Origin of the sequence: Sphingobacterium sp. BIGb0165, assembly GCF_024810095.1 — a bacterium.
GTDB classification, from domain to species: Bacteria; Bacteroidota; Bacteroidia; order Sphingobacteriales; family Sphingobacteriaceae; genus Sphingobacterium; species Sphingobacterium detergens.
Genome location: NZ_JANUEB010000005.1, coordinates 507066 through 529266, shown reverse-complemented (window position 1 = coordinate 529266; position 22201 = coordinate 507066). Strand labels below are relative to the sequence as shown.

The 22201-nt window shown below is 38.0% G+C and carries 24 protein-coding genes; 5 read left to right on the top strand and 19 right to left on the bottom strand.

Annotated features, from left to right (window positions below; genetic code table 11):
• Positions 1-11: 11 nt before the first annotated feature.
• The 5 genes from M2408_RS14285 to thrS form a co-directional block, all read right to left on the bottom strand.
• Positions 12-458, bottom strand: coding sequence for a DUF3060 domain-containing protein (locus tag M2408_RS14285; protein ID WP_259182907.1), 447 nt, complete (start codon positions 456-458; stop codon positions 12-14).
• Positions 459-721: 263 nt separating this feature from the next.
• Positions 722-1066: a 50S ribosomal protein L20 gene (rplT, locus tag M2408_RS14280; RefSeq protein ID WP_046674462.1), complete on the bottom strand. Its 345-nt coding sequence runs from the start codon at positions 1064-1066 to the stop codon at positions 722-724.
• Between the two features lie 99 nt (positions 1067-1165).
• Positions 1166-1366 (bottom strand): 50S ribosomal protein L35, encoded by a 201-nt coding sequence (gene rpmI, locus M2408_RS14275; protein ID WP_002993964.1) that lies wholly within the window; start codon positions 1364-1366, stop codon positions 1166-1168.
• A gap of 39 nt (positions 1367-1405) precedes the next feature.
• Entirely contained in the window at positions 1406-1966 is a 561-nt protein-coding gene (gene infC / locus M2408_RS14270; RefSeq protein ID WP_120258375.1) for a translation initiation factor IF-3, read from the bottom strand.
• Positions 1967-1977: 11 nt separating this feature from the next.
• Positions 1978-3903: a threonine--tRNA ligase gene (gene thrS, locus M2408_RS14265; RefSeq protein ID WP_259182890.1), complete on the bottom strand. Its 1926-nt coding sequence runs from the start codon at positions 3901-3903 to the stop codon at positions 1978-1980.
• Between the two features lie 342 nt (positions 3904-4245).
• On the opposite strand from thrS, the gene M2408_RS14260 reads away from it, so the two are divergent.
• The gene (locus M2408_RS14260) at positions 4246-4869 is read left to right on the top strand and encodes a 7-carboxy-7-deazaguanine synthase QueE (protein ID WP_121121488.1); all 624 of its coding nucleotides are present in this window, start codon (positions 4246-4248) and stop codon (positions 4867-4869) included.
• A gap of 104 nt (positions 4870-4973) precedes the next feature.
• Here M2408_RS14260 and M2408_RS14255 read toward each other — a convergent pair whose 3' ends face one another.
• From M2408_RS14255 to M2408_RS14245, 3 genes are all read right to left on the bottom strand, one after another.
• A complete protein-coding gene (locus tag M2408_RS14255; RefSeq protein WP_259182883.1) occupies positions 4974-6221 on the bottom strand; it encodes a hypothetical protein in 1248 nt (415 codons plus the stop codon).
• Positions 6222-6365: 144 nt separating this feature from the next.
• Positions 6366-7436 carry a Gfo/Idh/MocA family protein gene (locus M2408_RS14250; protein WP_259182881.1) on the bottom strand — a complete coding sequence of 357 codons (1071 nt, stop codon included), beginning with the start codon at positions 7434-7436 and terminating at the stop codon, positions 6366-6368.
• A 23-nt stretch (positions 7437-7459) separates the two neighbouring features.
• Positions 7460-8044 carry a phosphatase PAP2 family protein gene (locus M2408_RS14245; protein WP_259182880.1) on the bottom strand — a complete coding sequence of 195 codons (585 nt, stop codon included), beginning with the start codon at positions 8042-8044 and terminating at the stop codon, positions 7460-7462.
• Between the two features lie 463 nt (positions 8045-8507).
• Here M2408_RS14245 and hisG point away from each other — a divergent pair, with 463 nt between their 5' ends.
• A complete protein-coding gene (gene hisG, locus M2408_RS14240; protein WP_259182879.1) occupies positions 8508-9359 on the top strand; it encodes an ATP phosphoribosyltransferase in 852 nt (283 codons plus the stop codon).
• 21 nt (positions 9360-9380) lie between these two features.
• A complete protein-coding gene (gene hisD, locus M2408_RS14235; protein ID WP_259182876.1) occupies positions 9381-10667 on the top strand; it encodes a histidinol dehydrogenase in 1287 nt (428 codons plus the stop codon).
• Positions 10668-10858: 191 nt separating this feature from the next.
• Here hisD and M2408_RS14230 read toward each other — a convergent pair whose 3' ends face one another.
• The 3 genes from M2408_RS14230 to M2408_RS14220 form a co-directional block, all read right to left on the bottom strand.
• Positions 10859-11782: a YARHG domain-containing protein gene (locus M2408_RS14230; RefSeq protein WP_259182875.1), complete on the bottom strand. Its 924-nt coding sequence runs from the start codon at positions 11780-11782 to the stop codon at positions 10859-10861.
• Between the two features lie 34 nt (positions 11783-11816).
• Positions 11817-12413 (bottom strand): DUF2306 domain-containing protein, encoded by a 597-nt coding sequence (locus tag M2408_RS14225; protein WP_259182873.1) that lies wholly within the window; start codon positions 12411-12413, stop codon positions 11817-11819.
• Positions 12414-12492: 79 nt separating this feature from the next.
• Positions 12493-13737 (bottom strand): ABC transporter permease, encoded by a 1245-nt coding sequence (locus M2408_RS14220; RefSeq protein WP_259182872.1) that lies wholly within the window; start codon positions 13735-13737, stop codon positions 12493-12495.
• 184 nt (positions 13738-13921) lie between these two features.
• Between M2408_RS14220 and queA the strand changes: the two genes are divergently transcribed.
• Together queA and M2408_RS14210 are read left to right on the top strand one after the other, a co-directional pair.
• Complete coding sequence (gene queA, locus M2408_RS14215) at positions 13922-14971, top strand: tRNA preQ1(34) S-adenosylmethionine ribosyltransferase-isomerase QueA (protein ID WP_120258383.1); 1050 nt, start codon at positions 13922-13924, stop codon at positions 14969-14971.
• Positions 14972-15055: 84 nt separating this feature from the next.
• Entirely contained in the window at positions 15056-15739 is a 684-nt protein-coding gene (locus M2408_RS14210) for a 2-C-methyl-D-erythritol 4-phosphate cytidylyltransferase (RefSeq protein ID WP_259182869.1), read from the top strand.
• An 11-nt stretch (positions 15740-15750) separates the two neighbouring features.
• Here M2408_RS14210 and M2408_RS14205 read toward each other — a convergent pair whose 3' ends face one another.
• The 8 genes from M2408_RS14205 to M2408_RS14170 all read right to left on the bottom strand — a co-directional run bounded on the left by M2408_RS14205 (position 15751) and on the right by M2408_RS14170 (position 21990).
• Positions 15751-15906: a lmo0937 family membrane protein gene (locus M2408_RS14205; RefSeq protein WP_120258385.1), complete on the bottom strand. Its 156-nt coding sequence runs from the start codon at positions 15904-15906 to the stop codon at positions 15751-15753.
• A gap of 70 nt (positions 15907-15976) precedes the next feature.
• Positions 15977-16753, bottom strand: a complete 777-nt coding sequence (locus M2408_RS14200) for an MBL fold metallo-hydrolase (RefSeq protein ID WP_259182865.1) — start codon at positions 16751-16753, stop codon at positions 15977-15979.
• On the bottom strand, positions 16750-17022 hold the full coding sequence (locus M2408_RS14195) for a hypothetical protein (RefSeq protein WP_120258387.1): 273 nt from the start codon (positions 17020-17022) through the stop codon (positions 16750-16752). The genes M2408_RS14200 and M2408_RS14195 overlap by 4 nt, the downstream gene beginning before the upstream one ends.
• Before the next feature lie 234 nt (positions 17023-17256).
• Positions 17257-18384: a glycosyltransferase gene (locus M2408_RS14190; RefSeq protein ID WP_259182863.1), complete on the bottom strand. Its 1128-nt coding sequence runs from the start codon at positions 18382-18384 to the stop codon at positions 17257-17259.
• Positions 18385-18389: 5 nt separating this feature from the next.
• Positions 18390-19340 (bottom strand): glycosyltransferase family 2 protein, encoded by a 951-nt coding sequence (locus tag M2408_RS14185; RefSeq protein ID WP_259182986.1) that lies wholly within the window; start codon positions 19338-19340, stop codon positions 18390-18392.
• A gap of 98 nt (positions 19341-19438) precedes the next feature.
• Positions 19439-20041: a DUF4199 domain-containing protein gene (locus M2408_RS14180; RefSeq protein ID WP_259182861.1), complete on the bottom strand. Its 603-nt coding sequence runs from the start codon at positions 20039-20041 to the stop codon at positions 19439-19441.
• Between the two features lie 2 nt (positions 20042-20043).
• Positions 20044-20718: a hypothetical protein gene (locus M2408_RS14175; protein WP_259182858.1), complete on the bottom strand. Its 675-nt coding sequence runs from the start codon at positions 20716-20718 to the stop codon at positions 20044-20046.
• Positions 20719-20721: 3 nt separating this feature from the next.
• Complete coding sequence (locus M2408_RS14170) at positions 20722-21990, bottom strand: dihydroorotase family protein (RefSeq protein WP_259182856.1); 1269 nt, start codon at positions 21988-21990, stop codon at positions 20722-20724.
• Between the last annotated feature and the right edge of the window lie 211 nt (positions 21991-22201).

Here is a 22201-nt window from a genome sequence, read left to right as displayed (position 1 = left end):
TACTTTTTCAGTTATTTCATCTTCATCACCATATTATCAGCTCCTTCGGTAGATACCTTTACTTGGCCAGATTTGTTTTTAGTCGACTTGTAGTGAACATGGTTTTTAATACCTTCAATTTGCACTGTCTCCAAAGAACCAATATTAACCATATTATCTGCGCCCTCTATTGTAACAGTTGACACGTCGTTTCCGGTTACTGTATTACCTTTACCCTCAATAATAACTTTACTAACATTACCACGTATCACGACCTTATTATCGGCACCTTCTATTTGGATTGTCTCTCCTCCCTTGGCCTCTATTGTCCGGGTGTTACCCACCCCTTCAATTGATATAACTTTGCCCTGTTGATCAGATACAGCGTTTATTGGAGCTTTGTAACCTGGTCCCTTAGCCATAACCATACTTCCTAATAAAAGAAGTGAAAATCCCAATGCGATAGTTCTCATTTTCATAATTGCATGTTTATAGCTCATTCTACAAAAATCAAACCTAATATTGAGTGTAAATGGCTATTACCTATAGTTTGATAATTTCAGTTGTTCAAAGGGGGCTATAAGGCTTCCTCCAAATAAAATACGCCGAGCAGTTCCCCGCTATACATACAAACATCGTCCAAAAAAGACTACAGTAATCTAAGAGGTGGCAAATGATAACAAAAAAGGAGCCTAAAAGGCTCCTTTAATATCTCTAACAAATTGATAACGGATTAAAAACTCTATTTTACTGCGTCTACAACTGCTTTGAAAGCTTCTGGGTTATTTAAAGCTAAATCAGCTAAAACCTTACGGTTCAAACCAATGTTTTTAGCGTTTAATTTACCGATCAATTGGGAATAAGAAATTCCATGTTGACGAGCTCCAGCGTTGATACGTTGAATCCATAAAGCTCTAAACTCGCGTTTTTTGGTTTTACGATCGCGGTAAGCGTATTGTAAACCTTTTTCTACTGTATTTTTAGCAATAGTATAAACTTTGCTACGTGATCCAAAGTAACCTTTTGCAAGGCCTAGGATTTTTTTGCGTCTTCTTCTTGAAGCTACTGCGTTAACCGAACGTGGCATATTTTTAAAATTAGTTTGGTAAAAGGTGCCATGTATTTCAATGAACTTACGACCCTGTACCCGGTTAAAAAATTATTATTAAATAAAATCGAATAAAACTTATTTACCAATAGCAAGCATACGTTTTACGTTGCCCATGTCGCCATCAGATACATAACTTGTTTGTGTTAAGTTACGTTTACGTTTTGTGCTCTTTTTTGTCAAGATGTGGCTTTTGAAAGCGTTTTTTCTTGCAATTTTACCTGTTCCAGTCAATTTGAAACGTTTTTTTGCGCTGGAATTGGTTTTAACTTTTGGCATAATACTTATAAATTTTATATCAATCTGTTAGAATTCTTATTATTTTTTAGGAGCCTTTGGAGCTACTGTTAAAAACATACGTTTCCCTTCCAATTTTGGTAAAAGTTCTACTTTACCGTAATCTTCTAGTGCCTGAGCAAAGCGTAACAACAAGATCTCACCTTGATCTTTGTGTACGATAGCACGACCTTTGAAGTGTACGTACGCACGCACTTTCTCACCACTTTCAAGAAACTTAATCGCATGTTTCAATTTGAAATCAAAATCATGTTCACCAGAGTTAGGTCCGAAACGAATTTCTTTGATAACAGTCTGTTTTGCATTAGCTTTGATTTCCTTTTGTTTCTTCTTCTGTTCGTAAACAAACTTACTGTAGTCGATAATCTTACAAACCGGCGGTACAGCATTTGGCGAAATCTCCACTAAATCAAGTTCCAACTCATCAGCCAACTCTAACGCTTTGCGCGTAGGGAAAACTCCTTGTTCCACATTATCTCCTACCAAACGTACCTCAGGTACCTTGATTAACTCATTAATGCGGTGATCTGGTTCTTTCTTTCTCATTGGTGGTCTTGGACCACCGGGTCTTTTTAATGCCAAATGTTTAAAAATTAAACGGTTATTTCCTTAATTAATATATCTCTAAATTCGTCAGCAGTCATAGTGCCTAATTCTACTGAGCCATGTTTACGTACAGAAACTGTGCCATTTTCCACCTCTTTTTCCCCTACAATCAACATATAAGGAAGCTTTTTCACTTCGGCGTCTCTGATTTTTCTGCCCACCTTCTCGTCACGTAAGTCTATCAGTCCGCGAATATCGGAATTATTTAGCGAATTCAAAACATTTTGAGCATATTCTTCGTATTTTTCTGACACTGGCAAGACGATAAATTGCTCAGGCGCAAGCCATAACGGAAATTGTCCAGCGCAATGTTCGATCAATACGGCCACAAAACGCTCCAACGATCCAAATGGTGCACGGTGAATCATCACTGGACGATGCTTCATATTATCACTGCCAGTATACTCTAATTCAAAACGTTCCGGTAAATTGTAATCAACCTGAATAGTACCCAACTGCCATTTACGTCCCAGGGCATCTTTTACCATGAAATCCAATTTCGGTCCATAGAAAGCCGCTTCACCGTATTCCACAACTGTCGGCAAACCTTTTTCTTCAGCGGCCTCAATAATTGCAGATTCGGCCAAAGCCCAATTTTCATCAGTCCCGATATATTTAGTACGGTTTTCAGGATCACGCAACGACACCTGTGCAGTATAGTCATTAAATCCTAAAGCACCAAATACATAAAGAACTAGGTCGATTACTTTTTTAAACTCATCTTTTACCTGATCAGGACGACAGAACAAGTGTGCATCATCCTGAGTAAACCCACGCACACGAGTTAGACCATGCAACTCACCAGATTGCTCGTAACGATATACAGTACCAAATTCGGAAAAACGAACAGGTAAATCTTTATACGAACGTGGTTTAACTTTGTAGATCTCGCAGTGATGTGGGCAATTCATCGGCTTCAACAAAAACTCTTCACCTTCGATAGGTGTTTTGATCGGCTGAAATGAATCTGCACCATATTTTTCATAGTGACCAGAAGTCACATACAATTGTTTATGACCAATATGTGGAGTGACTACAGGCTCATATCCCGAGTTCAATTGCGCTTTTTGTAAGAAATCAATCAATTTTTGACGTAGCGCCGCTCCTTTTGGTAACCATAAAGGCAATCCTGCACCAACTTTTTCTGAAAATGCAAAAAGCTCTAGTTCTTTACCTAACTTACGGTGGTCACGTTTTTTTGCTTCTTCGATGAACTTCAAATATTCAGTGAGCTCCGATGCTTTCGGAAAAGTTACCCCATAGATACGAGTTAACTGTTTACGAGATTCATCACCTCGCCAATACGCACCAGCGACGTTAGTTAATTTTATGGCTTTAATAAACCCTGTGTTTGGAATATGAGGACCACGGCACAAATCTGTAAATTCCCCTTGCGTATAGAATGTAATCTTTCCATCCTCCAAATCTTTAATCAGATCAAGCTTATACTCATCTCCTTTTTCAGTAAAATACGCTAAGGCATCTGACTTCGAAACAGCTTTACGCTCAAAAGTTTCTTTACGTTTGGCAAGTTCCAACATCTTGTCTTCAATAGCCTTAAAGTCATCCGAAGAAAATTCGCGATCGCCAAAATCAACATCATAGTAAAATCCAGTTTCAATAGCCGGACCAATACCGAATTTAACCCCTGGATACAAAGTTTCCAAAGCCTCAGCCAATAAGTGAGCCGAAGAATGCCAAAAAGTAGATTTTCCTTTTGTATCATTCCAGGTTAACAACTTAACACTAGAATCTTCTTCAATAGCACGGGCAGAATCCCAGACCTCGCCATTCACCTCAGCCGCAAGAACATTTCTCGCTAACCCTTCAGAAATTGATAAAGCAATTTCTGCTGCAGTGATTCCTTTTTGATATTCTCTAACGGAACCATCAGGTAGTGTAATTTTAATCATTTACAACTATGATTTTTATATTGTTAAAAAATAGAAAACACAAAACAACATGTACAATTATGTTATTACACTTATGTTTTCAATAAATAAATTGTGAAACAAATTTAGCAAAAATTCTGGTAATAAACAGTTTTTTTATGATCTCTTACCCCTTTTGAACAATCCTCCCCTTTTTATGGCCAAGTTTATTTTTTAAACAAAACACCTATCTGCTGCTAATGAAACCTGAGATCGTCATTAATTTTTCAACCCAATAAAAATGACACGAATCCTACCGAAAACAACAAGAGAAATTGAGCATATCATTAATATTTGCTACTTTTGCAGACTCAAATTTTAACTATGTCGAATCAAGTACCAGAAGACGGAACACGATTACCTTTGATGGAAGAATTTTACACCATTCAAGGAGAAGGTTACCACACCGGGACTGCTGCTTATTTCATCAGATTAGGTGGTTGCGATGTTGGCTGCCATTGGTGCGATGTAAAAGAAAGCTGGGATGCATCTATCCATCCGCTTACAGCTGCAGATTCAATTATTGAAAATGCAAAAAAATATCCTGCTAAAACAGTTGTTATAACAGGAGGTGAACCTCTTATTTATAATCTGGATTACCTCACAAAAGGTCTCCACGCTGCGGGCATAAAAACTTTTATTGAAACATCAGGCGCTTATCCGTTAAGTGGAGAATGGGATTGGATATGTCTGTCTCCAAAAAAATTCAAAGCCCCAAGAAAAGATGTGCTCGATGCCGCAGGTGAGCTCAAAGTTATTGTTTTCAATAAAAGCGATTTTGCCTGGGGAGAAGAATATGCACAATTAGTTGGACCAAATTGCAGATTATACCTTCAGCCCGAATGGTCAAAATCTAAAGAAATGACCCCGTCTATTATTGACTATGTCAAGGAAAATCCAAAATGGGATATCTCCTTACAGACACACAAATTTCTAAATATTCCGTAACCAGAATATAAAAATAATCAAAGCAAAAAAGCATTCAACCTACTTAGATTGAATGCTTTTTTTATGTTGACTTATAATTAGTCTTCTATTCAACAAAATCTAAATCACTTTACATATTCCTTTATAAACGTATCAAGTTCAAGTGTTTTGGTCTCCTCCCCTTCTTTATCTCTTACCAAAACTTTACCAGTACTATCTACATCCAAAAATAATAGACTAGGATTAATAATAATTTTCCCATTCTCATCCAACAAACCTATTTTCCCATCTTCCGAGAACATCAAATAATTATTTAAAAACTTACTTATATTTTCCTTCTTATCGAGCAAAACCTTTCCTTCCTGTGTGACCAATCCAAAATTTCCATCTTTTTGAAAAATAGCCAATCGTTCAGTCGCTGGAGTAAGCCAGTCAAATCCCGTTTTATTGACCTTGCTCCCCTTTTTGTCTAACAACCAGAAGTAATTATCCTTGTCTGAAACAATAGCAATCCGATCATTAAAATAGGCCAATGAAAAAAGTGAACAGGGCAAAACCTCTTCTCCCGTTGAGCTCTTTATTCCATAATATTCATCATTCGTATCATTATCTTTCACCATCACCCATTTAAGTGACTTATCCAAGGGAAAAGTATCTTCAAACAAACTGACGTCCTCACCTTCTTCTGTATGATTACTTCCTGATATATCAACAACTTTAACATCCTGAGGCAATTGAAAGCCTTCCACAGTTGAAACATTAGATACTTTAGTTGTCTCAAAACCCAAATCTGTATTTTGACCCAACGACAGTTTAAGCACCGCTCCCGGGAGGTCATTTACAAATGAAAAAGCAGTCATGTAGTATGTTGGCACCGCCTCCGAATACCAAACAGTTGCTTCCGCAGAATCCGCTTGATTTTTGATAAATAATTTTGCTTTTTTACAGGTCACACCAGCAACATCTTCAATCTCTCCTAAATCTTGCATCCATACATAGGGGCCTTCAGATTCCTTTAACCTGTTACTAACAATTTTATAAGAAGGATGATAAGATTCTGCTGTTACAATATCATCTCCGGCTGAGAAAGAATAGGTTTTCGCCAATTTTCTATTCAAAATAGCATGCTCTTTCTGATTAACAACAGCTGAAGAATAATTGGCATCTGCTAAGACTTCAACATTCTTATAGGCCGTCTTTCCTTTCAGAAAAGGCTCGTAAAACTCTTTTGCAAACTCTGGAATCTCATTTTCAAATTTTTCGGGTGAAATCTCACCTTTAAACACAAATTCCATCTGCCATTGTTTATCTTGCCCATGCACTACAGGAATAGACAGTCCAAACAACAACGCCACTTTGAATAAATTCTTCATAAGAATGATAAATATGTAGCTAAATAACAAAAGATAGACCAAAAAGCCTATCCTTCCGCTATATTTTTTATTTAATTGCTTTTTTCCTTCTCAATTTTTCATAAAAGGCATAAAAAAAAACAGTAAATCTTCCATGAACTAGAATTACAATAATACCGTCTGTTTTGTTTTTACCGCTTCGTCACAAGCAAGCGCTATACGTAAACTATTGACCGCATCTTCCATGGAAGAAGACAGATCAATATCCTCAAGGATGGCCTGCTGAAAAAAGCGTTGTTCCCTGTTACACAACTCCTGATGATCTGGCTCATCGGCCAAGTTCACCCACTCATCTTTTTTAACAAATTCATTATTCGCATCTAAATCAGCATAGTGTACCCGCAGGCTTTCTGTTTGTGTATGCGCCGCCACCGAATCCGATTTACCCTCGTTGCTTGCTTTGTCAGCAACAATGGATACCGAACCCTTGGGTCCGAAAACATCTTTTATAAAAAAAGCATTTTGACTCACCATAGGTCCCCAGCCCGCTTCGTACCAACCTACAGAACCGTCCTCAAAATGCAACTGAAGCTGACCATAATTATAGTTCCAATCTGGAATATCGTCTGTAAGCCGGGCTCCTATCGCCGAAACACGTACCGGCTTGACACCTACCATCTGGCACATAACATCGATATAGTGTACACCACAATCAACTATTGGACTTAGGCTAGACATCAGATTGCGATGGACATTCCACATGTAACCATGGCTTTGTTGATTAAGATTCATCCGCATAACCAAAGGTTTCCCCATAGTCTTCGACAGCTCAATAAATTTCATCCATGAGGGATGATAACGAAGAATATATCCTACAACTAATTTTTTATTATACTTTATAGCGGCATTCACTACCTCTTCTGCTGATGTGACATCCTCAGCTAAAGGCTTCTCAATAAAAACATGAGCTCCCGATTCAAAAGCCTTAATTGCATAATCTTTATGGGTATCAGGATAGGTCGCAATACAGACAGCATCAGGTTTCGTTTGCTCCAATGCCTCTTCGTATGATTCGAAAAGCGCATAATCAGCACCTAACTCCGTATTAAGTTTATGTTTACTATCCCCTCTAGCGACCAAACCAACGATCTCAAATCCATCCAAGTCGTGGTAGGCCTTCGCATGAGAAGCTCCCATATTACCACAACCTACAACCAATATTTTTATCACTTGCATCAATTATTCATTTAAACTTATTTTTATTTTCTTAACCCATCCAAGGCGAAGGCCGACCCAGCCCCCAATACCGCGCCAGCGAGTACATCCGTTGGATAATGCACACCAAGATACATTCTAGAATAACCAACACTACCCGCCCAAAGTAAAGACGGTGCAACAACATACCATTTTGAGTAGGCACGGGACAAGGCCGAAGCTGTTGCAAAAGCTGATGACGTATGGCCTGAAGGAAAAGAATAGCCACCAGCCGTACGAACAGATATAAAGTTCGGATATTTCTTAAAGGGCCGACTCCGCTTGATCAGATGTTTTATTCCGACATTAACCAATGCCGTCACAGCGGTACTACTCGCGACATAAAGTGCATTTTGACGCATTGCCTTATCGTTATTGATAGCTCCAGCAACTAATAGACCAACAGGCACGGCAACCTGCACACAGTTGTTGATATCGGAGAGTACTTTAAAAGTCTGTGTCTGGGGTTCAGTTCTCGTCTCAGCTATAGATTCCAAAATACGAATATCTAACGTAGAAGCCGGTTTTTCCTGGGCAATTGCAGTCATACATACCATCCAACTCATTAAAATAAATACTATTCTCTTCATTTACTATAGATTATTTTTGACATGATATTTGCCTTTTTCAGCCACCTAATATTGTAATCAATAGAAGCTGTTACGAACAATGCATTTTCCGAAAGTTCCAACAGACGCAGTTTATGAGCAACATTAAGCTAAAAAACTTCACTCCCTAAAAATAAGGAAATTTCCAGTAGTTGCCAGTCTATGTTTCAAACTTTATAGAAAATAATACGAAATTTTAAAAATCTGAAGCCCCAACAGAACGAATCTTTTAACTTTTTAAAATGATAATTTTGTATTTCCCATTAATTTACTATACATTTGCTATCAGTTATTAATACAAACATGATCTATACCTACGTACATCATTTTCATTTACATCATCGCCATGTGGCGATATGTTAATTTAATGTGTTCTTACGTAGAATACCCTCCCTCTAGTTTGATTTCTTATTATTAATAATTTACTGCTAACATTTATAAAGCGTTGAAAAATCTTAAAATTGCTATCCAAAAATCGGGTAGGTTAAACGAAAAATCTGTTCAATTACTAAAAAACTGTGGTTTAGATTTCGAAAACTACAAAAGCTCATTGATTACTACTGTGGGCAACTTCCCTTTAGAAATATTATTTCTTAGAGATGATGACATCCCAGGCTATGTCGAACAGGGAATAGCCGACCTAGGTATTGTTGGTGAAAATATCATCGACGAAACAGAATCAAAAGTGGAATATATAAAACGACTTGGTTTTGGAAAATGCACCTTAAAACTAGCTATACCAAAAGATAGTCCTATTCAAGATATCAAAGACCTTAATGGCAAAGCGATCGCAACCTCCTATCCCAATATCCTTAAAAATTTTCTTGACGACTACCAAATCAATGCGGATATACGATTGATATCTGGATCAGTAGAAATTTCACCTGGATTAGGACTTAGTGATGCAATATGTGATATCGTTTCCACAGGTGGAACATTGAAAAGCAATGGTCTAAAACCCTTTGCTGATGTCAAAAATTCCGAAGCTATTTTAGTTGGTAGAAAAGGTCTCGAAGGAAATGAAATCCTTGCCGAATTGGTTCAACGTATAGAATCTGTTCTATTGGCTAAAGAAACCAAATATGTGGTATTGAATGTGGAGAAAAAGAACCTTCCCGCTATCACTTCTTTATTACATGGTGTAAAGAGTCCAACTGTAGTTCCATTGGCCGAAGAAGGCTGGGTAGCAGTACACACCGTAATTACAGAAGACGATTTTTGGGATAAAATCAATAAACTAAAAGCAGAGGGTGCCCAAGGTATCGTTGTGATGCCGATTGAAAAAATCATTCTCTAAACTTGACCGATTCTTACGATCATGCTAAAAAAACACGAATACCAATCTTTAGGAAAAGCGGAACTGCAACAATTGGTTGCTCGGAATACAGATCCGAACAATTCAATCCAGGAAGTCGTCCAAGATATTATTCAGCAGGTACGAGTGCAGGGAGATGCTGTCTTGCGTGAATATGCCGCAAAATTTGACAAAGTACAACTTGACAAGCTCTTTTTGGACGAAGAAGATATTGATGAATTAGCAACTACCATACACCGTGACCAACAGCGTGCATTGGAAATAGCATTCCAAAACATACACAGATTCCACAGTACACAGCTTAAAAGAGAACGTACAGTAGAGACAATGCCGGGTGTGAAGTGCTGGCGGGAAATACGTCCGATTGAAAAAGTAGGACTTTATATTCCTGGGGGTTCTGCTGTTTTACCTAGCACGCTATTGATGTTAGGTATACCTGCTCGAATTGCCGGTTGTAAAGAGATCGTCGTTTGTTCTCCCCCACAATCCAATGGAAAGATCAATGGATTTGTGGCTTATTGTTTGAAGCTACTCAATATTAAGCGAATCTACCTTGTTGGTGGTGCGCAAGCTGTGGCAGCTATGGCATTCGGTACGCAATCTATTCCCAAAGTCGACAAAATCTTTGGTCCAGGCAATCAATTTGTCACCAAAGCAAAATCAATCATTCAAGGTTTAACTAATGTTAGCATAGACATGCCTGCGGGACCATCTGAAGTGCTTGTGATTGCTGACGAAACAGCCAACCCGGCATTTGTTGCAGCCGACCTTCTGGCGCAAGCAGAGCACGGCATAGACAGTCAAGCCGTATTAGTAGCAACTTCAACTGCTTTAGTAGATGCCGTTAATATAGAACTTGAAACACAATTAACGGTGTTGCCGCGGAAAGAACTTGCTTCTAAAGCAATAGAAAACTCATATGCAGTAATCGTTAGCAACCTCCAAGAGGCGATCCAATTTTCAAATGAATATGCTCCAGAACACCTTATTCTAGAAACAGATCAGTGGGAATCCTTGACACGCCATATCAACAACGCAGGTTCGGTTTTCTTGGGACACCTTACACCAGAGAGTGCAGGCGACTATGCATCAGGAACAAACCACACTTTACCGACATCCGGATATGCTCGCTCCTATTCTGGTGTTTCAGTCGATTCTTTTGTAAAGAAAATAACATTTCAGCATATCAACGAAACCGGACTCCAACAGATTGGATCCACAGTTGAAATACTCGCTGAACTTGAGGGCCTACATGCACATAAAAATGCTATATCCATCCGAAATAAATAAGTTTAGTTCTGTCGAACCAAATAAGGCATAAAATCAACGGGGTCTCCAAAAAATTGGACACCCCGTTTTTCTTTAATTTTATTAGTATCCCCTATTACCTTTTTTTATTATTCGATCTTCAGGGTTTGTTTTTACTTTATTTCTGCTTCTTTTTCTATCAGTTGTAATACATCACAAAAAACAAATGCAGATTACCTTCCAAAGGTATCGTAATTGTCTGTCGCATACTTCTCAAATCTTGTAAGAAGCGCAATATTATCTTTCTCCAACGAGCTCAGATCCGAACTTACATCTTTCGAAACCGGCACATACCAATCTACTGGATCGAAAAACTGACGAATGGAGGGTTTCGTAAAAGCATAACCATGCCGTGCAAAAATTGTATTCCGAATAATCTCTAGATCTAATTTTTTCAGGTTTTTCAAGTCTTTCTCCGCCAATTTCTGCTTAGAAGCATTTATACTGAACACAGCCGGAGATGCGGACCGATAGTATTCCATCACATAGGTATAAGTCGAATCACCATCTTGATCTATGGCTTCTTTCTTTTTCGCATTGATCCAATCAACCAAAGTTCCATATTCTTCATCTTGATTATCTAACATCAGATTTGGATTATAGGCAAACTGCTTTTTCAATAATTTGAAATTTCTTTTCTTAATCTTTACCCCTTGGTCGTAAGCGACCCAACTCCCAATTAACGTATCATTCTTCAATTTTATTTCAAAACGACCATCTGATTTCTTATCACCTGGCTCATCTAACAATAGTTGCATAGCATTCCCGTCACCCTCAAGTTTCCCTGTCAACGAACGTAGATTTCCTTTGACCACATTTTGCCCAAAAACTTTCCCTTTATCTGTTATTTTTTTGATGGTCAGGTTTATCTTTGGACTATAATCCGTATTTGGTAGCCCCTCCCCATCTTCAAGAGAATTTTCATCAATCACAAAATTCCCTACCCAATTACCATAAAGCTCCTGATGGGCCTCCTGTTCAAGCAAAACGGAATCTTGTGCTTTGGGCTCAACAGCCTTCTTATTTGTTCTATCTTTACAGCCGATCATGGCGGAAAGCACTAATAATAAATAGATATTCCTTTTCATAGCTTTCATAATTTGTCTTTTTAAACGAATGAATTTACTCCATTTATGATCTGGATAGATCATAATCGTTGCTTAATTTATGATTTTTTCGATAAATAATAAACTCAATAAGTAATAAATTAGGCACCCAGCCCAGCCAGGCAATAATCTGATACAGATCCATCGGATTCGGTTGAAATAGATAAACCAAAATCACTTTCCAGAAACGCAATGTAAGGGCCGAACAGGTTAGTGCAAAACTACGCAGCATAAAATCTTGGTGTACATTAAATTTCTTCTGAACGGCCAAACGAACGGCCTGAAACGTAAAATAGAACCATCCCAGAGCAAGCAGTTCAAAGGAAATAATCGCAAATAAGCCTCCATTAGCGACAGATCCGATCAATAGTCCTGAAGGTGCAGCGAAGCCCAAAATACTAAATACATAAACGTAACCGATCCTCCGATGCAATTGCGGATATTTCTTCAGTAGCCCCGAATTAAATTGCGTAAAACCAGCAGGTAAGGCGAGTATTGCTGTACAGACATGTAAATAGAAAGCATATCTATACCACCAAAGCGACTCAATTTCCGTTTGCTTTATCATCAGGAAATTAGCATCCAATGAAAAACTATGGTATCGCCATGTAATCTCTGCCATCAATACACAACTGTAAGCAAAAAGCAAAAGCCAAAATCCTTTCAATATCGAAAATTGAGCTTTTTTAACCATAGTAAGTTTATTTACTTCGAATAGCTTCGACTGGATCTAACCGAGAGGCCATCAAAGCAGGTACGATACCTGATATCAGGCCAATGAACGTAGAAAGTGATACCGTAAGAATAACCATTTTTACGCTGACAACAATTGCTACCCCCGTTGCAAGTTGAACAATAAAAGCAAGAAAATAGACAACCGCAAGGCCAATCCCACCCCCCAGTAAACACAGTACAATGGATTCAATAAGGAATTGCGATAAAATAAAGAAGTTTTTAGCACCTAATGCTTTTTGAATACCGATAATGTGTGTGCGTTCCTTGACACTTACAAACATGATATTGGCGATACCGAAACCACCAACTAAAATTGAAAAAATACCAATAGAAAAACCAGCAAGATTAATGATACCAAAAAGCTGATCTAATGCACCTGTAATCATTGTCGTCTGATTGATAGAGAAATTTTCCTCGCGTTGCGGAGAAATACGACGGATCGACCGCATCAATGTTTTTGCTTCACTTTCAGCTTCACCCAATGTATAACTCGATTTGATGACCATCGCTATACTCGGAGAAAAATTATCATAATTGACAAGATTTCTAGCCAACTCAAATGGAATGAAAGCTGTATCATCTGGAGAAGTATTAATTAATACACCATTCCCCTCTTTTTTTAAGACACCGATAACCTGAATTTTTCTCCCCAACATATTAATATACTTGCCCACGGGTTCCTCATTTGGAAAAAGCCCATCCGCGATATTGGCTCCTAATACTGTCACCAGCGCACCACCTCTTGATTCACTTTCCGCAAAATATCGCCCATCCACAATATTCAAATTTTGAATATATAGGTTTTCATACGTCGCGGCATTTACCGATGAACCTTGAGCAGAATTATTTTTATACTTAATCGTTGTGTTACCGATATTGATCATATAAGCCATATACTCCGCTGTTGTCATACGGCTTCTTAAGTCCTGATAATTATTGTACGTAGGTTCAGGTCTGTTCAAATACTTCCACCAAGGATAATTCGGGCCACCATCCCAAGGCCATTTCTCTATGTAAAGTGTCTTACTTCCTATCTTTTTTACAGATTCCTCAATGTTATTTCGTAGGGTATCCACCGCCGAAAACACACCTATAATGGTAAAAATACCAATAGTCACGCCCAGCAAGGAAAGCATGGTACGTGTACGATTGTCCTTTAATGCAGAAAACGCAAACTGACAACTTTCCAATATCAATCTAAGGAATAACATAATTGCATTCTAAAATACAATATAGTTTTGATTTAATGTCAAAATCAATAAAAATATATCTATAAATTAGAAATAAGACCTTTTGATACCCAAAAAAGTTATAACTTTGTATGCTTTTTGCAACCTAGTATTTGGTGCACTGTAATGCACTGAAAGGCAGACATTAAAATATATATCATTAAAGATGAAGTTATCTCAATTTAAATTCAACTTACCAGAATCATTGCTTGCTTCTGAACCTTCTGAAAATCGTGACGAATCGCGTTTGATGGTCCTACATAAGGATACTGGTAAAATTGAACACAAAATTTTCAAAGATGTATTGGACTATTTTGACGACAAAGACGTCATGATCTTAAACAATACAAAAGTTTTTCCAGCACGCCTATACGGTAATAAAGAAAAAACTGGAGCTACGATTGAAGTTTTCTTGTTACGCGAATTGAACAATGAACTTCGTCTTTGGGATGTATTGGTTGATCCAGCACGTAAAATCCGTGTCGGTAACAAATTGTATTTCGGTGACGATGACTTGTTAGTGGCTGAGGTTGTCGACAATACGACTTCACGTGGACGTACTATCAGATTCCTATTCGATGGTACTGATGAAGAATTCCGTCGCAATATCGAGATATTAGGTGAAACACCACTTCCTAAATACATCAAACGTAAAGCGACTCCAGAAGATAAATTCCGTTACCAAACTATATATGCCAAAAATGAAGGTGCTGTAGCAGCTCCGACTGCTGGTCTTCACTTCTCTCGTGAATTAATGAAACGTTTGGAACTTAAAGGTGTCGATTTCGCTGAAGTAACATTACACGTTGGCCTTGGTACTTTCCGTACAGTGGAAGTTGAAGATCTAACGAAACATAAAATGGATTCTGAGCAATTTATTATCACGGATGAAGCTGCAAAAGTAGTAAACAGGGCAATTGATAATAAACGCCGCGTTTGTGCTGTCGGAACGACGTCTATGCGTGCGATCGAATCCTCTGTCTCTGCAGATCATCATTTGAAGGCTGCCTCAGATTGGACAAGTAAATTTATCTATCCTCCTTACGATTTCAGCATTGCAAATTCAATGGTTACCAATTTCCATACGCCGGAATCAACTTTATTGGTAATGATTGCTGCATTTGCAGGCTATGAAAATGTGATGAATGCTTATGAGGTTGCTGTAAAAGAAAAATATAGATTCTACAGTTATGGCGATGCGATGTTGATCATCTAATCAGCTTTAGATAAAAAAATCTCTAAACGTGGGTAGCAAAAAACTATCCACGTTTTTTTAAATAATAACTTTCAACCACTGTCCATGAATTTTGTCATTATCGTTGCCGCCGGAACTGGGAGTCGTATGAATAGCGATTTACCGAAGCAATTTCTTGATTTAAACGGTCTACCGGTAATTATGCATACCATCGACCATTTTCACCAATCATCAGATATTTCGGAAATTATCTTGGTAATCAGCAAAGAAATGGAACAATTCTGGATAGATTTATGCTCAAAGCTGCAATATAGCACGCCAGTGCATTTGACTTTTGGGGGTAAAACCCGCTTTGAAAGTGTAAAGAATGGTATTGAATATATCCAAGAAAATTTTGAAGTAGGAGCTGCAGATTATATTGCTGTACACGATGGAGCCCGTCCTATTGTCTCCACCTCATTAATTAGTAAGGCATTCCAAGGCGCCTATAAATACCAAGCAATTGTTCTAGCGCAAAAAAGTATCGAATCCGTACGACTTGGTAATAATACATCAAATAATGCTACCGACCGAAATCAGGTTTGGTTAGTACAGACCCCACAAGTATTTCAGGCAGAATTGCTTATAGAAGCTTATCGCCAAGAAGAGGATCCTTTATTCACAGATGATGCCTCGGTAGTCGAAAAAATTGGCAACCGCATTTCAATTGTTGAAGGAGATTCCAAAAATATAAAAATCACCTATCCACAAGACCTACAAATTGCCCAATTTTATTTGAATCTGATATAATACGGAATTGGTTAAGCGTTACCGCGGATGACACGCAATAGCACGACGATAATTGCAATCACCAATAGAATGTGAATGATGTTTCCACCTCCTGCATATCCTCCAAAAAAGCTGATCGCCCAGATGATCACTAAAATAACGGCGATGATGTACAATAAGTTTCCCATTTGTTTATATTTTAATACCTAATTCTGTTTTGTATAGGTATAACAACGAGAAATGAACTATAGTTTTATATTAAATAGAATTATCGATATCGATCTGCAGTCTATCATAAGCTAAGAACATGTTTGGAGGTAGTTCTTGTGAGACTTCAGCATGTAATCCCATCCGGTGCCCAATATGCGTAAAATAGGTTTTTTCCGCTTGAATATCTTGTGCAAATTCAATGGCTTCCTGCAAGGTCAAATGGGAAATATGGGACTCTTTTTGCAGCGCGTTGACCACCAGAATTTTTACACCCTCCAATAACCGTCTCGTTTCACCAGTAATAAATTTGGCATCTGTAATGTAGGCAAAATCGTCTATCCTAAATCCAAGCACAGGCATTTTATAATGCAATACTTCTATGGGCATGATCTCCTTCCCAAACAAGAGCAATGGCTCACCAGCTTTTATTTCTTCTAGGTCCAACCGAGGAGCACCTGGATATTTAACTTCCGTAAAGGCGTAATAGAACTCTCGTTTTAAAGCATCGTGAAGCGCTTCCGTTCCATAAATAGAGATAGAAGAATGCTGCTGATAATTAAATGCTCTAACATCATCCAAGCCCGCAATATGGTCTTTATGAGAATGTGTCATCAACACCGCATCCAGATGCATTACCTTCTCCCGCAGCATCTGATATCGAAAGTCAGGCCCCGTATCTATGACAAGAGTATGATTATTATATTCAACAAGAATGGAAGAACGCAATCGCTTGTCATGTTTGTCTTGAGATTGACAAACTTGACATTGGCACGCAATAACGGGTACCCCCTGTGATGTTCCGGTTCCTAAAAATGTTATTCTCAAACTGCTGTTTTTGATTTCAATACCTCTTCATAAATTGGAAAGAGTTTTTCTGAAATGGACTCCAAATCAATCTCTACATCCAATAGAATATTCCATAAAGATTGGATTTTTATCTCCAGATTCGAAAACTTATTCACAACCACAACCTTTGTTGCCTGTAACATACAGGCGCCTGTACGGAATGATCCCTTTTCATACCTAACTTTATAGCCCTGTTCCTTAAAAAACTCCTCTATCTTTGCTAAACTGCTCTGTGTAAACGGCAACAAAATCTCTCCTTCTTTTTAATTTCTTCCTCAGTATTCCAAACTTAGATAAATTTGCTTTTATATACAAATAAATTCAGCTATACGCATTTATTAGCTATTTAAGAGGTCTTTAGAATTTCTCTTTTTTCTAAAGCTTATAATAGATGTATTTCAATCAATCAATCAATCAATCAATCAATCAATCAATCAATCAATCAATCAATCAATCAATCAATCAATCAATCAATCAATCAATCAATCAATCAATTTAAGAAGCTCTTTCCCAAAGGTATCCCAGCTATATTTTTTCTTCTCGTCAATGATATTTGTTCTGAATTGTGCTTCTTTATCATGGCGATAAAAAGACACAATTCCTTCCGCTATGCTATTAACATTTGGTTCCACGACATACCCCACATAACCATCCTGTACCAGCTCTGGCAAGCCCCCTACATTGCTGACAATCATGGGTAAATCAAAGTGATAAGCAACCTGAGTAATACCACTTTGCGTCGCACTTCGATAGGGCAAAACAACACAATCAGCTGCCGAAAAATAACGTCCAACTTCCTGATTCGGGATAAAATCAGTATGCATATAAATAGACTCCTCCAAATGGTGTTTTTTGATAAGTGCTAAATACGGTGCCGGATCTCCGTAAAATTCTCCAGCCAATAATAATTTGATATTTAAATCTCGAACCCTTACATCGGCTAAGGCCTCTAGCAACATATCCAAACCTTTATATTGTCGGATAAATCCAAAAAATAAAATAACCTTATCTTGCTGTTCAATATTGAGCAATTTACGCGCATCGAGTTTGCTCAAGTGAAGACCATAATTATCATAAAGAGGATGTGGTGTATAGACAGCTGGAATCTGCGGGCTCAACGTCTTTAAGTCAGCCAATACGCTTTTGCTCATGGTGACACATGCATCAACCGATTTCAAGAAATAACGGATTAATAACTTATCTCCAAATCTTTGCTCGTGAGGAATGATATTATCTGCTATACAGACAATTTTGGTATGTTTATTTTTTCGTACCTGTCGTTGAATAGTACCTAAGCAAGGTCCAAAAAAGGGCATCCAAAAGCGAACGATAAGTAAATCATATTTCTCCCTTCTTAGTTCTCCGCCCACTTTAAACCAATTCAGCGGATTGATTGAATTAACTTTCGTCTGTATATTCAGGCCAGCTGGAGCCGGTTCATCTGAGTATTGAGATTTACCAGGAAAGAGAAAGTTGGGATACTGTAATGTAAAAGAGTAAATATCAACCTCATGCCCCAATTCTTGAAAATGGGTCGCCAATCGTTCGTTGAAAGAAGCGATCCCCCCTCCCCTCAAAGGGTAGGCAGATCCCAGAATCACAATACGCATAATGATTAAATGACTTTTTCGATTTGATAATCATTTCGATCCGAACTACTTCTTGAAACCAGTTCAGCTAAAAATCCTGTCAAAAACAATTGGGTCCCTAGAATAATCGCCGTCAATGCAAAGAAAAATAATGGTTGATCAGTGATATCCCTAAATGGCGTACCACTGGCGATACTCATCAGTTTGTGACAGATTAAATAGACGGAAATAAATAAACCGGCTAGGAAACTCATAACACCCATGACACCAAAGAAATGCATTGGCCGCTTAGCGAATTTTCCAACAAAAAATATAGACAGCAGGTCTAAAAATCCTTTAACAAAGCGTCCTGGTCCAAATTTCGTTGTACCATATTTACGTGGATAATGCTGAACGATTTGCTCCTGAATATTCGTAAATCCTGCCCATTTTGCAATGACTGGAATATAACGGTGCATTTCACCGTACACCTCTATATTTTTGACAACTTCCTTTTTGTAAGCCTTAAGGCCACAATTAAAATCATGTAAATTGTGGATCCCCGACATTGACCTCGTTACGCCATTGAATAATTTGGTCGGAATTGTTTTTGTGAGAGGATCATAACGTTTTTGTTTCCATCCTGAAACTAGATCAGCCCCTTTATTCATAATTCGGTCATACAACTCCGGAATCTCATCCGGACTATCCTGTAAATCCGCGTCCATGGTGATCACAACATCGCCCTGAGCTGCTGCAAACCCAACATTTAAAGCAGCGGATTTTCCATAGTTACGTCTGAATTTGATGGCCGAAATATTGCCATTTTGCAATTTCAATTCTTCAATGATCTTCCAAGAGTTGTCTTTACTCCCATCATCAACCAGAATGATTTCATAAGAGAAATGATTGGCCGCCATGACACGGTCTATCCAAGTGGTCAATTCGGGTAAAGATTCTTCTTCATTAAATAATGGAACAACAATAGAAATATCCATGTGAATGTTAATCATGCTAAAAATGTACTATTTTAATACAAACAAAGGTATTACTTTTCTCAGCAATACCTTGTAGACTATATTTTATTTTATAAAACCTAATTACTTTGCTGCACAAATGCTGGCTTTTCCCTTTTTGAGAGTGCCGATAACAACAATGCAAACACAAACTGAAATAACAGCGTGATAGCCAATCCCTTAAAGATTTGACCCAAGGTTATCTTTCCAATCGCATCAACTTGTTTTTCCAACTCCGCAATTTTTGAATCTATGACCTCATCAGGTACATTATTCTTTTCCATATATTCAATGGTCACATTAATGGTGTGCGTGACGACTTTTTCCTGCAAAGTCGGATTCACAAAGTTAACATACACCTGCGTACCAATAGTAGAAATAATCGTCGAAATAGCCAACATCATAAAGATGGATTTGAGCGCTATGGAAAAACTCCAGTAACCACCATTTGCTTTTCTAAGAGAAAAAGAAAATAGTGCGGAAATAATAACGAAAATACCTGTATTGACAATAAAGGACATAGACATAACTCCCCAGAAGGAATTCAGGTCTTTAACAACAAAAAGAACGATCAGTCCAAGAACAAAGGAAATCACGCCTAAAACGACGCCATAGATGATACTCTTCTTCTTGTCGATTACCGCATCGAATCCGGCATTACTGGGGTTGATTGAATCTGCCATAATTATTTACTATAGTAAGTACTAAGAACTTTGTAGAGCGCCAAATCAAATGCTTTGTTGCTTGATGCAGCAGCATACTCCTCAAATTGCTCATTGCTTGGATTCAATTCACCAAAGAAACTCATTACCGGATAGAACAATTCATAAACTTCGCTTCGGGGATTAACTCCCTTAGCTACTTTTGCTATTTCAGCATAAGGACTATCTACCAAAATCTGGTTAGCAATGATATCCTCATAAATTTCATGTTCATCTTGAAACTCATCTTCATCAACCAGTAAAAACTCTTTTAAGAAATCATCCAGTTCAGGCTCGATCTCGTCATCTTTACATTCACCTAAATAAAGGAAAATATTCAGTAACTCCGTTCCACGGTCTATCGTTTCATCTTCAATAGCCTCCCATTCTTCAGAATCCAAGTAGTCATCCTCAAGCTTGAGTACATCGCTAGAAAAGAAATTCATCAATAATAAGTCGACATAGACTTCACGAAGTTCATCAAACAAAGTATAGTCGTCAAAAGACTGGTCTAGCAACTCCAATTTCTCCAGATAAGTCGCATCTGTATTGAATACTTGGATCAGTTTCTCTAGAAATTCTGGGGCGGTGGAAATCCCATCAACCTTTCCATAATTTAAAACACCCGCTTCTACAGCAGCTTTTATATTTGCTTCCATGGTTTAATCGTTTTTAATGATTTGATTATTATTGATGACCAATTCGACAGCCCCCTTTAAAGTCTGCCCGAATAGTGGAGAATTTTTTGATTTGGATCTATTTGTCTTTTCATCGAAATTCCAAGATTTCGCAAGGTCAAACAAAACTAGATTCGCGATAGCACCTTCTTTAATTTGCGGAATAGCTAAGCCAAGAATTTGTCTTGGTCTAACAGCCAGACTGTTTACAATCTGCTCCTCATTTAGTCCGGCACGAACTAACAACGGCAATACTGTTTGTAATCCGATAATACCGTTTTTAGCAATATGAAATTCCACATTTTTATATTCGATTTCCTGTGGAGTATGTTGTGATACCACCGCATCTATTACACCATCCTTTACACCTTTTATCAACGCTTTCGCATCGGCTTTGGTCCTCAATGGTGGGCTTACTTTATAATTGCTATCAAAACCAACGATATCCTCATCCGTAAATACTAATTGATGTGCGGCTACATCACAAGTTACCCGAAGGCCCTTCGCTTTCGCTTTTTTAATTAAATCTACAGCTTCAGGTGTACTGATCGATGCAAAATGGATTGGAGCTTCTGTATATTCGGCTAGATATAGATCACGTGAAACCATCAATGATTCCGCGAGATTAGGAATTCCTTTCATTCCCAAATAAGTGCTCATTGTGCCCTCATTCATTTTATTCCCCCCTGCCATAGACTCATCTTCAGCATGTGAAAAGATCAGTCCTTCAAATCCTTTTGCATACAACAAAGCTCTACTCATTAATCCAGCTTGTTGTACACTCTTATTCCCATCACTGAATGCAACTGCACCATTTTGCTTCATATCGTAAAGCTCAGCCATTTCTTTGCCTTCACGCTTCTTGCTAATAGCACCGATGGGATGTACATCGACAATATTTCCTTTCGCCGCATTGACGACAAGCGCTACCTCAGACCGACTTTGAATTGCGGGCTCAGTATTAGGCATCACTGCCACAGCGGTAAAACCTCCAGCAGCGGCGGCAGCCGTACCTGTTCGGATATCTTCTTTTGTTTCCAAGCCCGGTTCCCCGAAATTGGCGTGTAAATCGAAAAATCCAGGCGATAGAACCTTACCTGTTCCATCGATTGTCTCTACGTTTTTATCAGCTACTTTGATGGTGTTTCCAATCTGTGCAATCTTCCCTTTTTCGATAAATACGTCAACAGTCTGCTGATGATATTCGTTACCCGGCAAAATTACTTTAACAGAAGTAATCAATAAGCTTTTCATATATGAATGTGATTGAAATTAATAGGATACAAATTGTCTGTTGAAGCATGTAGCGTGTTCCATGATGATAAACAAAAAACGAATTTATCACTATAAATTGTATAGCTATAAATAGATTTTTCGCGTGATGCTTTTGATTGCTTCATTTCGAGAAACAAAGTTACAAAATACAATTTTATTATAGAACACTAAAAATAGATTTCAGTGAACA

Coding starts and splice junctions, on each gene's coding strand:
- M2408_RS14285 (WP_259182907.1), bottom strand. CDS start 458: ATGAAAATGAGAACTATCGCATTGGGATTTTCACTTCTTTTATTAGGA.
- rplT (WP_046674462.1), bottom strand. CDS start 1,066: ATGCCACGTTCGGTTAACGCAGTAGCTTCAAGAAGAAGACGCAAAAAA.
- rpmI (WP_002993964.1), bottom strand. CDS start 1,366: ATGCCAAAAGTTAAAACCAATTCCAGCGCAAAAAAACGTTTCAAATTG.
- thrS (WP_259182890.1), bottom strand. CDS start 3,903: ATGATTAAAATTACACTACCTGATGGTTCCGTTAGAGAATATCAAAAA.
- M2408_RS14260 (WP_121121488.1), top strand. CDS start 4,246: ATGTCGAATCAAGTACCAGAAGACGGAACACGATTACCTTTGATGGAA.
- M2408_RS14255 (WP_259182883.1), bottom strand. CDS start 6,221: ATGAAGAATTTATTCAAAGTGGCGTTGTTGTTTGGACTGTCTATTCCT.
- M2408_RS14250 (WP_259182881.1), bottom strand. CDS start 7,436: ATGCAAGTGATAAAAATATTGGTTGTAGGTTGTGGTAATATGGGAGCT.
- M2408_RS14245 (WP_259182880.1), bottom strand. CDS start 8,044: ATGAAGAGAATAGTATTTATTTTAATGAGTTGGATGGTATGTATGACT.
- hisD (WP_259182876.1), top strand. CDS start 9,381: ATGCTAAAAAAACACGAATACCAATCTTTAGGAAAAGCGGAACTGCAA.
- M2408_RS14230 (WP_259182875.1), bottom strand. CDS start 11,782: ATGAAAGCTATGAAAAGGAATATCTATTTATTATTAGTGCTTTCCGCC.
- M2408_RS14225 (WP_259182873.1), bottom strand. CDS start 12,413: ATGGCAGAGATTACATGGCGATACCATAGTTTTTCATTGGATGCTAAT.
- M2408_RS14220 (WP_259182872.1), bottom strand. CDS start 13,737: ATGTTATTCCTTAGATTGATATTGGAAAGTTGTCAGTTTGCGTTTTCT.
- queA (WP_120258383.1), top strand. CDS start 13,922: ATGAAGTTATCTCAATTTAAATTCAACTTACCAGAATCATTGCTTGCT.
- M2408_RS14210 (WP_259182869.1), top strand. CDS start 15,056: ATGAATTTTGTCATTATCGTTGCCGCCGGAACTGGGAGTCGTATGAAT.
- M2408_RS14205 (WP_120258385.1), bottom strand. CDS start 15,906: ATGGGAAACTTATTGTACATCATCGCCGTTATTTTAGTGATCATCTGG.
- M2408_RS14190 (WP_259182863.1), bottom strand. CDS start 18,384: ATGCGTATTGTGATTCTGGGATCTGCCTACCCTTTGAGGGGAGGGGGG.
- M2408_RS14185 (WP_259182986.1), bottom strand. CDS start 19,340: ATGGATATTTCTATTGTTGTTCCATTATTTAATGAAGAAGAATCTTTA.
- M2408_RS14180 (WP_259182861.1), bottom strand. CDS start 20,041: ATGGCAGATTCAATCAACCCCAGTAATGCCGGATTCGATGCGGTAATC.
- M2408_RS14175 (WP_259182858.1), bottom strand. CDS start 20,718: ATGGAAGCAAATATAAAAGCTGCTGTAGAAGCGGGTGTTTTAAATTAT.
- M2408_RS14170 (WP_259182856.1), bottom strand. CDS start 21,990: ATGAAAAGCTTATTGATTACTTCTGTTAAAGTAATTTTGCCGGGTAAC.